At 70.7% G+C, this 11,334-nt stretch carries 13 protein-coding genes; 2 read left to right on the top strand and 11 right to left on the bottom strand.

Features of this window, described 5'->3' with window-relative positions:
• Positions 1 to 67: 67 nt before the first annotated feature.
• Positions 68 to 358: a hypothetical protein gene (locus tag VKG64_11520; protein ID HKB25668.1), complete on the top strand. Its 291-nt coding sequence runs from the start codon at positions 68 to 70 to the stop codon at positions 356 to 358.
• Positions 359 to 364: 6 nt separating this feature from the next.
• Here the strand turns inward: VKG64_11520 and VKG64_11515 are convergent, their stop codons facing one another.
• The 4 genes from VKG64_11515 to tsaB all read right to left on the bottom strand — a co-directional run bounded on the left by VKG64_11515 (position 365) and on the right by tsaB (position 3,016).
• Complete coding sequence (locus tag VKG64_11515; GenBank protein ID HKB25667.1) at positions 365 to 925, bottom strand: cytochrome c3 family protein; 561 nt, start codon at positions 923 to 925, stop codon at positions 365 to 367.
• 85 nt (positions 926 to 1,010) lie between these two features.
• Positions 1,011 to 1,826 carry a hypothetical protein gene (locus VKG64_11510; protein HKB25666.1) on the bottom strand — a complete coding sequence of 272 codons (816 nt, stop codon included), beginning with the start codon at positions 1,824 to 1,826 and terminating at the stop codon, positions 1,011 to 1,013.
• Positions 1,827 to 1,887: 61 nt separating this feature from the next.
• The gene (rimI, locus tag VKG64_11505) at positions 1,888 to 2,337 is read right to left on the bottom strand and encodes a ribosomal protein S18-alanine N-acetyltransferase (GenBank protein HKB25665.1); all 450 of its coding nucleotides are present in this window, start codon (positions 2,335 to 2,337) and stop codon (positions 1,888 to 1,890) included.
• Between the two features lie 4 nt (positions 2,338 to 2,341).
• Complete coding sequence (gene tsaB, locus VKG64_11500) at positions 2,342 to 3,016, bottom strand: tRNA (adenosine(37)-N6)-threonylcarbamoyltransferase complex dimerization subunit type 1 TsaB (protein HKB25664.1); 675 nt, start codon at positions 3,014 to 3,016, stop codon at positions 2,342 to 2,344.
• 48 nt (positions 3,017 to 3,064) lie between these two features.
• Here tsaB and VKG64_11495 point away from each other — a divergent pair, with 48 nt between their 5' ends.
• Positions 3,065 to 3,748: a phosphoribosyltransferase family protein gene (locus VKG64_11495; GenBank protein ID HKB25663.1), complete on the top strand. Its 684-nt coding sequence runs from the start codon at positions 3,065 to 3,067 to the stop codon at positions 3,746 to 3,748.
• A gap of 128 nt (positions 3,749 to 3,876) precedes the next feature.
• On the opposite strand, the gene VKG64_11490 is transcribed toward VKG64_11495, so the two are convergent.
• The 7 genes from VKG64_11490 to VKG64_11460 all read right to left on the bottom strand — a co-directional run bounded on the left by VKG64_11490 (position 3,877) and on the right by VKG64_11460 (position 11,224).
• Positions 3,877 to 5,706, bottom strand: a complete 1,830-nt coding sequence (locus tag VKG64_11490) for a radical SAM protein (GenBank protein HKB25662.1) — start codon at positions 5,704 to 5,706, stop codon at positions 3,877 to 3,879.
• A 118-nt stretch (positions 5,707 to 5,824) separates the two neighbouring features.
• Entirely contained in the window at positions 5,825 to 6,334 is a 510-nt protein-coding gene (gene nrdR / locus VKG64_11485) for a transcriptional regulator NrdR (protein ID HKB25661.1), read from the bottom strand.
• A 16-nt stretch (positions 6,335 to 6,350) separates the two neighbouring features.
• Complete coding sequence (gene glyA, locus VKG64_11480; protein HKB25660.1) at positions 6,351 to 7,598, bottom strand: serine hydroxymethyltransferase; 1,248 nt, start codon at positions 7,596 to 7,598, stop codon at positions 6,351 to 6,353.
• Entirely contained in the window at positions 7,582 to 8,052 is a 471-nt protein-coding gene (gene rpiB / locus VKG64_11475; protein ID HKB25659.1) for a ribose 5-phosphate isomerase B, read from the bottom strand. The genes glyA and rpiB overlap by 17 nt, the downstream gene beginning before the upstream one ends.
• Before the next feature lie 80 nt (positions 8,053 to 8,132).
• Positions 8,133 to 9,350: a hypothetical protein gene (locus VKG64_11470; GenBank protein ID HKB25658.1), complete on the bottom strand. Its 1,218-nt coding sequence runs from the start codon at positions 9,348 to 9,350 to the stop codon at positions 8,133 to 8,135.
• An 84-nt stretch (positions 9,351 to 9,434) separates the two neighbouring features.
• Positions 9,435 to 10,628 (bottom strand): tRNA uracil 4-sulfurtransferase ThiI, encoded by a 1,194-nt coding sequence (thiI, locus tag VKG64_11465; protein ID HKB25657.1) that lies wholly within the window; start codon positions 10,626 to 10,628, stop codon positions 9,435 to 9,437.
• Positions 10,625 to 11,224: a molybdenum cofactor guanylyltransferase gene (locus VKG64_11460; protein ID HKB25656.1), complete on the bottom strand. Its 600-nt coding sequence runs from the start codon at positions 11,222 to 11,224 to the stop codon at positions 10,625 to 10,627. Before VKG64_11460 ends, thiI begins: the two co-directional genes overlap by 4 nt.
• Positions 11,225 to 11,334 lie beyond the last annotated feature (110 nt).

Raw genomic sequence — 11,334 nt, 5'->3', positions numbered from 1 at the left:
GGGGTCGGGCGCCCGGTGATGCTATCCTTGGGGCGTGGACCTCGCAGCACGCGTTTGGCTGGAACGCTTGGCGCTCGTCGTGCCGGGTCCGGCGGCCACGCGCTGGCTCCTGATCGCGGATCTCCTGTGCCTGATCGCGCTCGGGCTCGCCATGCGGGCGCCCCGCATCGCGGTTCCCGGCGCGCTCGCGGTCGGCTTCCTCGCGCTGAACGTCCTCGGCATGCTGTTCAACGACTTCTTCCTGGGCCTCGCCGTGTTCCATCTGGCGGTCGGCACGATGACCCTGCTGCCGCGCCGGGGGCGGTGGCTCGGCGGCGCGACGCTGATCCTCGCCCTCACGCTCGGCGTCCTCACCTGAGGATCGTCACATGTTCTTGTGGCACTCGCGGCAGATGGGCTGGACGGTCGGGCGCGAGATGAAGAGGTTTCGAGCCTCGCCGTTCGTGGTGTGCGAGGTGTGGCAGCGGACGCATCGGACGCTCACCGCGTTGTGATCGCGGATCGCGTGATAGTTGGTCTCGCCCGATCCCTCGTCCTGCGCCTCGGCGCCATAGTTCACCGCGATGCTCGGAGGGGAGCCGCCCGCCGACGCTCCCGGCTTCAGGATGGGGGTGTGGCACTGGCGGCAGTCCGCGTCGTGGAGCCCCACGCGCATGCGGGTCGGTTCGTCGTAGGCGCCGACGAGAAACCTCAGGGTGTCGAAGCCCGCGACGGTCCACACCTTCGCGCGCGTGAGCGGGGCGGAGCCGCCGTGGCAGGCGATGCAGCCGACGGTCGCGTCCTTCTGATGGTGGAACCCCGCGAGGTCCGCGGACGGCCGGATGTTGAAGCGCTTGAACTTCGCCTCGTGCAGGTGGCACGCGACGCAGAAGCGGTCGTCGTGCTCCTTGACGACGAGGCCCGCCAGGAAGAGGCCGGTGACCACGAGGACTCCGACACCGCCCCCGGCCCACAGCGCGAGCCGCCGGACGAGCGGGCGAGCGATGGCGGAGCCCCCTGCCGACGCCTTCCTAGCGGACCACCACGGTCACGGGCTTGGCCAGCATGACGCGCGCCGACGCGCCGGCCGGCCCTCCGCGAGGAAACACCTGGCCGGTCGGCGTCGTCACCGTCCCGACGGGCGACGCGCGCTCGGAGCCGAAGTGGAACGCGACGCTGATGGTGTAGGTGCCCGGTTCCTGGGGCGCCTTGACCGTCCAGACGACCTTGCCCTCGGCGAACTTCTTCGCGGCGAGGTCCGTCTTCTGGTCGAAGATCAGCGCGCTGTTGAGGTTCTTCCGGAGTCCGGGCGCGCGGCTGTCGACCCACCGCGTCTGCTCCTGGCCGTCGCTCCCCCAGACTTTCGGCGCGCCGACGATGACCCAGCCCTCGCCCTGGAGCGGCCGCGCCTGGAAGCGGAGGTCGGTGTCGATCAGGAATACGCCCACGACGCCCTGGCCGCCCCTCACGTTCACCGTGATCTGCGCCTCCTGGCCGGGCCGCAGGCTGGTCGGCGCGTGCAGCGTGAGCGACGCGTTCTCGTCCATCGTCTTCACATCGGCCAGGAGCTTCTGGCGGTCGGCGGGGGCCATCTGCTGGTACGGGCCGATCCCGTCTTCGATCGCCTTGTAGTGCTTGACCTCCTTGACCTGCCCGGCCGCAAACGCCTCCGGCTCGTTCCGGAGCTGATCTCTCGAGAACGACGAATGGCAACTCGCGCAGGTGGGCGCGAGGTCCGTGACGTTGCGCACGGGCCCTCCCACGTAGCCGTAGACGCCCGCCCCGACCAGCGGCTCCAGGAGGGTCACCAACCCGACGAGGCTGACCAGTCGTTTCGCCCGCGTCATTGCGTCTCCTTTCGCCGTCGCTCGGAATGGCAGCACCGGCTTGTAGCACAAACGATCGACGCTACGTCCGGGTTCCCGGCTGCGAGGTCTGGAGGTCGGCCTCCATGACGAGGGCGTCCTCGCCGGTGTCGTAGTAGTAGCCGCGCCGGCGGCCGATCACCCGGAAGCCGAAGCCCTCGTAGAGGGTGCGGGCCTCCGTGTTGCTCGGCCGCACTTCGAGCACGACGAGCCGGAGCCGCCGCTCGCGCGCGTCCTCGAGGACGCCCTGGAGCAGCACCCGCCCGACCCCCTGGCGGCGCCGCGTCGGGTGGACCGCGATGTTGGTGATGTGGAGCTCGTCGGCGATCTCCCAGAGACAGAGGTAGCCGATCACGCGGCCGTCCTCCCGCATGACCCAGCAGCGGGCGACGCGGTTCTGCTGCATCTCGTAGAGGAACGCGCCGCGCGACCAGGGCATGGAGAACGACGCGCGCTCGATGGCGAGGACCTCGTCGAGGTCCTCGGGGCCCATCCGGTCAACGGACCGCGGCGGCACGGCGCTTCAGCTCCGCCTCGGAGGGCCGGAGGTAGATCGGGACGAGGTCGGCGGGCGCCACGGTCTCACCGGCCCGGAGGCGGGCCGCGCCCAGGAACCCGACGCAGGCGGGCGACGGCGCCTGATGGGTGGGCGGCGCCGGGCGCGCGTGGGGCGAGACGATGGCGCGGGCCGCGTCGCCGAGGAGCACCGTCGGCTCGTCGAGCCGCCGCGCGAGCTCCGCGGGCGCCAGGGCGAGGTACTCCCACTCGCGCCGCATGGCGCGCCCGTCCCAGCGGTAGCGCGAGGCGTAGACCTCGTGCTTGCGTGCGTCGAGCACGGGGCAGACCGGCAGGGCCGCGAACGGGAGCGACGCGGCCATCGCGTCGAGCGTGGGCACCGCGGCGATCGGGATCCCGAGGGCGAGCGCGAGCCCCTTCACGGTGCTGATCCCGAGCCGGAGGCCGGTGAACGACCCCGGGCCGACCGCGACGGCGAGCCCCTCGAGGCGCGCCGGCGTCCAGCCCGCGTCGCCGAGGAGACGGTCCACCGCGACCATGAGGCGCTCGGAGTGCGTGGCGCCGACGTCGAGCAGGTACTGCCCGACGACGCGGTCGCCGTCGAGGAGCGCGGCGCCGCCGGCGAGCGTCGAGGTTTCCACGGCGAGGACGCGCATACGCCGAGTGTAGCAATAAAATGCGATAATGCGCCCGGGAGGAACCGGATGAGCGCCGCGCCCAGGAAGGACCCGGTCGCCGTCGAGGTCGAGGTCCGCGAGAAGATCCACCTCGAGATCCTGAAACGCACGGGCGCGTACCACGCCAACGACCACGTGCTGCTGCCGTCGGGCCAGCACACGATGGAGTACATCGAAAAGACGCTCGTGACGACCGAGCCCTCGTTCACGGAGGGCCTCGGCGCGGTCATCGCCAAGCACTTCGCCCCGTGGCCGATCGACGTCGTCCTCTCCACGGGCCCCGGCGCGCTCATCCTCTCGCACTGCGTGGCCCGCGCGCACCCGTCGCGGCCGATCGTGATCTACGGCACCAAGGGGCTCTCGGGGGGCAAGCGGCGGGTCTCGCTGCCGGTGGAGTTCCAGCGCCTCGTGCGGCGAGGCTCGAAGGTCCTGCTCGTGGAGGACCTCGTCAGCACCGGCTCGACGCTCGGTCTCCTCGTCGACCTCGTCGAGCAGCTCGGGGCGCAGGTGATCGGGATCGGCTGCCTCTGGCGCCGCACCTCGGTCGAGGTCGGCGACCGCCCGGTGTTCAGCCTGGTGAGCCGCGACTTCCCGACCTACGAGCCGGAGGACTGCCCGCTCTGCAAGAAGGGCGTGCCGCTCAACGAGGAGTTCGTGCGGCGGCGCCACGCGCGTAAGCCGTCCTCCGTCCAGGAGCCGAAGGCGCCCTAACGACGTCGGGGGGAGCGACGCCGCTCCCCCCGACACCCCCACCGATCACCCTCGACGGCCGCGCTCACAGACCGGTTGCGCCGGCGAAGCCAGCGCTCGAGCCGCGGCCAGGCCGGCGCGCGTCTCGTCTACGCGGCTTCCCAGAGCCCCTCGGCGACGCCCGCGGTCTTGTAGGCGTCGCGGATCCGGTCGAGGTTCTTGGTGAAGAGAAGCCCGATCTTCGCGAACGGCTCGAAGACCGGCCCCTGCCCGTCCACGAGCGGGAAGCTCACCTTGGGCAGCTGCTCCCAGCGCACGCGGAGCACCTCGGTGACGGCCTGGAGGCGCGCGTGGAACTCGGCGCGCTCCTCGGCCGCCCGCTTGACGATGGGCGTGATCAGGCAGTCGAAGGTCTCGCGCGCCTTCGCCGCGCCCTCGGCGGCCGCCTCCGCCGCCGCCTCGGCGAGCGGGACGACCTTGACGCCGAGCTCGCCGAGGAAGCGCTGGAGCAGCCGGCCGACCGAGTCCTGGAGCAGGAGCGCGGGAAGCCCGACCGTCTTGAGCGCGTCGTGGCCGAGCGCCCGCGCGTCCGCGTAGAGCTGCGAGCGGAGCCACTCGACGTGGGCGCGGTTCTCCTCGTCCTTCCACCACTCGCGGATCATCTTCTTGCCCCAGTAGCGGATCATCGCGTAGTAGACGTCGCGCTTCAGGGCCTTCTGCGCGATCCCGCGCCAGGAGTAGAACTTCTCCATCGCCCGGATCGCGCCGATCTGCAGCTCGTAGGGGCTGATCCGGCGCGGCTGGTGGACGACGTGGTGGCCGTCGTAGAACTGCCAGTTCTTGCTGATCACGTACTTCTCGCCGCGGGCGTAGAGCGTGTCGTAGTCGGGCGAGCCCGGGATCGGCGTCAGGATCATGAACTGGATCGAGTCGATGTCGTGCTTGAGCGCGAAGTCCGCGGTCGCGTCGAGCGTCTCCAGGTCGTCCTCGTCCGAGCCGACGACGAACATGCCGTGGATCTTGATCCCGTGGGCGTGGAAGCGCTCGATCGAGCGCTCGATCTTGCCGAGGTCCTGCTTCTTGTTGAAGAGCTTGAGCGTGCGGGGGTTGATGGACTCGAAGCCGACGTAGACGTTCATGCAGTTCGAGTCGCGCATCATCTGGAGCAGCTCGGGGTCGTCCACGGTCTCGGTCCGCACCTGCGCCCCCCAGAGCGGCGTCAGGTCGCGCGCGATCATCTTGTGCAGGAGCTCCTTCACCCGCTTCTTGTTCGCCGTGAAGATGTCGTCGGCGAAGAACGTGTACGCGTTGCCCTTGTGGACCTCGAGCTCCTGGAGCACGCGCTCGATCGAGTGCGTGCGGAACGCGTGGCCGTACATCCCCGGCACCGAGCAGAAGGTGCAGGAGAACGGGCAGCCGCGTGAGGTCGCGATCGACACGACGCCGCCCGGCTTCCAGCCGGTGATCAGGCGGTAGTCGGGGATCGGGTTCACGTCGAGGTCCGCGATCTTGGGCCGCTCGGGGTTGTGCACGGCGCGGCCCTCGGTGCGGTACGAGAGGTTCTGGATCGTCTCGAACCCCGCGCCCGCCTGGATCGCGTCCACCAGCTCCTGGAAGGCGAACTCGCCCTCGCCGCGGACGACGAAGTCGGCGTGCTCGAGCCCCTCGTCCGGCAGGAAGCTCGTGTGGGTGCCGCCGACCACCGCGATCGCCCCCGCCTCGCGCACCCGGTCCGCGAGGCGATAGGACTGGGGGGCCGTCGAGGTGATCGCCGAGATCGCGACCAGATCCGCGGAGAGGACCTCCCCCATGTCGATCGGATGGATGTCCTCGATGTAGACGCGGACGTCGTAGCCCTTGGCGCGCATGAGCGTGGCGAGGAGGACCGAGCCGAGGCGCGGGATGCACACGCGGCTGTAGATGTGGAGATGCGTCGACTTGGGCTCGACGAAGACAAGCTTCTTCAGCTGACGTCTCATCGACGGGGTCTCCTCAAGCAGGCTGAGTGTGCGCGGTTGACAATGCGTGACGGCCGTGGCGACCGAACCCACGCTACCTCGCGGCGCCGGTCGATGTCAATGATTCTGCGCCGGGGCCCTATTTGGCCTTCGCGACCACCTTCGGCTTCGGGGCGGCCGCCGAGGGCTTCGTCTTGTCGTCCTTGAGCAGGCCCTTCACCTCGTCCATGAACTGCGCGATATCCTTGAACTGCCGGTAGACGGAGGCGAAGCGCACGTAGGCCACCTGGTCGAGCTTCTGGAGATGCTCCATCACGATCTCGCCGAGCTCCTTGCTCGTGATCTCCTTCTCGGCGCGCTCGTGGAGCTGCGCCTCGATCTCGACGACGACGTCGTCCACGGCCTGCACGCCGACGGAGCGCTTCTCGCAGGCCTTGAGGATCGAGCCGCGGAGCTTCTGCCGGTCGAAGGGCTCGCGCCGTCCGTCGCGCTTCTCGACGTGGGGCAGGACGTCCTCGATGTACTCGTACGTGGTGTAGCGCCGGTGGCACTTGAGGCACTCACGCCGGCGGCGGATGAACTCGCCGTCGCGCCCCACGCGGGAGTCGACGACCCGATCCTCCGTGTGTCCGCAGAACGGGCATTTCACCGGCCGGCCCCCCCTCTCACGCCCTCCGCTCGGGATAGAGCGGAAAACGGTTCGTCAGCTCGTGAACCTCGTCGCGCGCCTTCGCCTCGGCCGACGCCGAGCCGAGGTTGCCGAGGACACGCTCGAGCAGCTCCGCGATCCGGACCATCTCGGGCTCGCGCATGCCGCGCGTCGTGACGGCGGGCGTGCCGAGACGGATCCCGCTCGTGACCATCGGGCTCTTCGTCTCGAAGGGCACCGTGTTCTTGTTCACCGTGATCCACGCCCGGTCCAGCGCCTCCTGCGCGTCCTTGCCGGTGATCCCGCGGCCCGTGAGGTCCACGAGGATCAGGTGAGTGTCGGTGCCGCCCGAGACCAGCCGGAAGCCGCGCGCCAGGAGGGCGTCGGCGAGCGCCTTCGCGTTCTTCACGATCTGCTTCTGATACTCGCGCCACTCCGGCCGCAGGGCCTCCTTGAACGCGACCGCCTTCGCCGCGATGACGTGCATGAGGGGGCCACCCTGCACGCCGGGCATCACCGCCTTGTCGAGGGCCTGGGCGTCCTCGGCGCGGCACATGATCATCCCGCCGCGCGGCCCGCGGAGCGTCTTGTGGGTCGTGGTCGTGACGAAGTCGGCGATCCCGACGGGCGACGGGTGGAGGCCCGCCGCGACGAGGCCCGCCGGATGGGCGATGTCGGCCATGAGGTGGGCGCCCACCTCGCGCGCGATCTCGCCGAACGGCTTGAACTCGATCGCGCGCGGGAACGCCGAGCCGCCGGCGATGATCAGCTTCGGCCGGTGCTTCCGGGCGAGGTCGCGCACCTCGTCGAGGTCGATCCGCTCGGTGTCCTTCCGGACGCCGTAGGCCACGATCGAGTAGAGCTTGCCCGAGTAGTTGACCGGGCTCCCGGCCGTGAGGTGCCCGCCGTGGGAGAGGTTCGGGCCGAGCACCGTGTCGCCGGGCCGGAGCAGCGTGAAGTAGACCGCCATGTTCGCCTGGGCGCCGGAGTGCGGCTGGACGTTCACGTGCGGCGCGCCGAAGAGCTCCTTGGCGCGCGCGATCGCGAGGTCCTCGACGACGTCCACGACCTCGCAGCCGCCGTAGTAGCGCCGGCCGGGATAGCCCTCGGCGTACTTGTTGGTCAGCACCGAGCCCGCGGCCTCGAGGACGGCCTCCGAGACGAAGTTCTCGGAGGCGATCAGCTCGAGGTTGCGGTGCTGGCGCTCGGCCTCCTCGCGCAGGGCCTTGGCGATCTCGGGGTCGAACTCAGCGAGCCGGCCCATCGTGCCCTCCGCGCTCGCGGTCCAGGTCGCCGAGCTTCTGGACACGCCGCGCGTGCCGGCCCCCGGCGAACTCCGCCCCGAGCCACGTCTCGAGGATCTCGATGGCCGAGTCCCGCGCGGTGATCCGCGCGCCGAGCGCGAGCACGTTGGCGTCGTTGTGCTCGCGGCTGAGCCGCGCGGTGTAGGCGTCGGTGCACGCGGCCGCGCGGATGCCGGCGACCTTGTTGGCGGCGATCGCCATGCCGATGCCGGAGCCGCAGACGAGGACCCCGCGGCCCGCCTTGCCCGCCGTCACGGCGCTCGCGACGAGGACCGCGTAGTCGGGGTAGTCCACGGACTCGGCGGACTGGGTGCCGCAGTCCACGACCTCATAGCCCTGCGCGACCAGCCAGGCCTTGAGGTCCTCTTTCAGGGGGAACCCGGCATGGTCGGCGCCGAGGGCGATCGCCGTCATAGGGTGACCATATCTGTAGGGGTCAGGCCAAGTCAAGCCACCAAGATATCGGGGCATGGCCCCCGTCGAGCCGGCAACGGTCACACGTCGAGCTCCAGCACGTAGAGGCCGCCGATGAGGCGGTCGACGGCGTAGACGACGCCGCGCTCGTCGACGAGCACGTCGTTGATCTGCACGGCCCCGGCCCGGGACCCGCGCGGAGCCTCCGGCACGTAGTAGGCGACCTCTTCGGGCCGGAACGGGTTCGAGACGTCGTAGGCGCGCACGCCGCCATTGAAGAAGGTACCGAAGATGATCGTCTCCGACACCAGATTGCCCGCCACCGGTCGATTCTCGTGCAGGTTGTGGGCGCCGTATCGCCCGCCTCGTCCCGCAAACTCGGCGACGGCCGGGATCGGGAAGGTCGAGATCGGCACCGGGTTCGTCTCGTCCCGGATATCGACGACCCACACGAGCTTCGGCCAATCCTTCCCGGCCTCGGCGGTGGCTTCGTCGGAGACGATCACGAGCTGGGGATCGAAGAGCGGCAGCAAGGTGTGGGTGAAGCCCGGGTAAGGCGGATGATAGTCCCACCGGCTCAGCAGACGGGGCCGGGCCATGTCCGAGATGTCGAGGATGATCGCGCCGCCGTCGATGTAGCCGATCCAGGCCCGGTCGGGCCGGCGCGGGTAGACGTTCGTATTGTGGGCGCGAAACCCGGCGTCGAACTTCGGGTGCCGCGCCGGCGGCGGCTCCGGATCGCCGTCGCGCGTGCCGGGCAGCCACCAGCGCCCGACCTCGACCGGACGCGTGGGCTGACGGACGTCGACGATCCGGTAGAACTGATCGTCCTTCGGGTTCCTGGGCTTGAAGTCCGGCGCACCGCTGGCCAGATGCAGGTAGGCGCCATCCACGAACCACAGATGGTGCACCCCGCGCGAGTGGGGCCCGGAGGCGTCGAAGAACGCGATCGAGCGCGGCCGGCCGGGATCGGCGACGTTGAAGAACTCGACGCCCGCCGGCTTCATGCCGACGCGGCTCGTCTGGTACGGGACCACGAGCAGATCGCCCACGAGGTCCAGGTTGTTGGACCGCATGTCGCCGTGGGGCAGATCGGTCTGGACGATGACCGAGGGCTTTCTTGCATCCGTCACGTCCACGGCGGTGAAGTTCTTCGGCGCCGACTCGTGGCCCAGCCACAGCACGCGCCGTCCGTCGCGGGCGAGCTGGATGGCCATGCCCTCGCCGACGTTGCCGAAGCCGCCGAGGTCGTGGTGGGCGAGGAGCCGCATGTTCTTGGAGGCGTCGGATGGTGTCATGGCAGATCTCCCGCCGGGATCGTAGCACCGTCGCGGCGCCGCTTGACGGCGGCCGCTGAGGACACGGGGAGGCCGGTCGTCGGCTCAGGCGACGGCGTGGGCGCGGGCGGGGAACTCGAAGGTCTCGAGCGTCGCGCCGCCGACGCCCTGCGCCACGAGGCGCGGCAGGTCCAGCCGCGCCTCGGCCGCCCGGACCTCGCTCTCCGACATCCGCGTGGCGGGGTGCATCGGGACGAAGAGCGTGCAGCAATCCTGGTCGGGCTCGATCGAGATCTCGAAGGTGCCGAGGCGGCGCGCCTCGGCGGTGATCTCGAGCTTGTCCATGCCGATCAGCGGGCGGAGGATCGGCAGGCCCGCGGCCTCGTCGATCCGCGCGATGTTCTCGAGCGTCTGCGAGGCCACCTGGCCCAGGCTCTCGCCCGTCGCCAGGGCCAGCGCCCCGCGCTCGCGGCCGAGCGCCTCGGCGATCCGGACCATGAGGCGCCGGTAGACGACCACGCGGGCCGGCGGCGGCACCGTGAGGACGACTTCGCGCTGGATCTCGCCAAACGGCACCAGGAGCAGGTGCCCGTCGTACTGCCACTCGGTGAGCCGCGCGGCGAGGGCGCGGGCCTTGGCCTGCGAGGTCGCGGGCAGGTACGGCACGCTGTGGAAGTGGACGAACAGCACGCGGCAGCCCCGCTTCATCATGCGCCACGCGGCGACCGGGGAGTCGATGCCGCCCGAGAGGAGCGCCGCCACCGTCCCCGACGCGCCCACCGGCAGTCCCCCGGGGCCCGCCGACGGGTCCGTGTAGACGAAGGTCTCGGCGGGCAGCACCTCGACGTGGATCTCGAGCTCGGCGTCGTGCAGGTCCACCCGCGCGGGGACGCGCTCCAGCACGAAGGCGCCGAGCTCACGGTTCAGCTCCATCGAGGTCATCGGGTAGGTCTTGAAGGCCCGCCGCGCGGTGATCCTGAACGACGCGAATTTCCGGCCCTCGATGAGACGGCCGACCACCGCCTTCATGGCGTCCAGCGTCGAGGGCACGCGATACGCCAGCGCGGCGCTCGCCACGCCGCAGACGCGCAGGGCCCGGTCGCGCACGCGCTCGGGCGCCGGGTTCGCGTCGAGGTCGAGGAGGATCCGGCCCGAGAGCTGGCGCAGGCTCACCGGGCCGAGGTCGGAGGCGGCGCGCGTGAGGTTCCGCGCGAGGTGGCGGAGGAAGAGCGGGCGGTTGCCGCGCTTCAGGCCGATCTCGTGGTAGTGGACGAGCACAGCGGGACGGAGCCGTGTCACGCGTCGAGCTCCGTCGCGAGCGCGCGCGCCCGCTCGAGCTCCTCTGGCGTGTTGACGTTCATGAAGACGAGCGCCGGATCGCGGTGGCGGGCGACCTCGGCCTCCGCGATCTCGACCACGCTCACCCGCGCGAAGAACTCCACGATCTTGAGCCGCCCCGCCACGAGCTGCGCCTCGATCGCCGGCAGGCAGCTCTTCGCGTACGCGGCGTGCAGCGTCTCCCACTGGCCGCCGACGCGCGGGATCACGACGTCGCCCGCGCCCGCGCGCCCGACGACGAGCCGGACGACGTCGGGGTGGAGGAACGGCATGTCGCACGCGACGGTGAACGCGGCGTCGCCGGGCGCCTGCTTGAGCCCCGAGTAGATCCCGCCGAGCGAGCCACAGTCGGGATAGACGTCGCCCACCATCGGCAGGCCGAGGAAGGCGTAGAGCTCGGGCGTGTTGGTCACGACGAGCAGGTCGTCGACGGCGGGCGCGACGGCCGCGACGACACGCTCGACGATCCGCCGGCCACCGAGCGGGAGCAGCGCTTTGGGCCGGCCGCCCATGCGCGTGCTCTTGCCTCCCGCCTGGATCACTCCCGTGATTCTCATCTTTCGCTCGCCTCCGACGGCGGGGGCCCCCCGGGTTCGCTCGCCTCGCACGCCGGGGCCCCGGCCCCGGGCCGTGCTGCGGCTCGCCCTGCGGCCCCGCGACGGCCTGC

This window comes from Candidatus Methylomirabilota bacterium, assembly GCA_035260325.1.
Lineage (GTDB): Bacteria > Methylomirabilota > Methylomirabilia > Rokubacteriales > CSP1-6 > AR19.
Note: the sequence above shows the minus strand (reverse complement) of the source record. Positions and strands in the feature narration are given on the sequence as shown.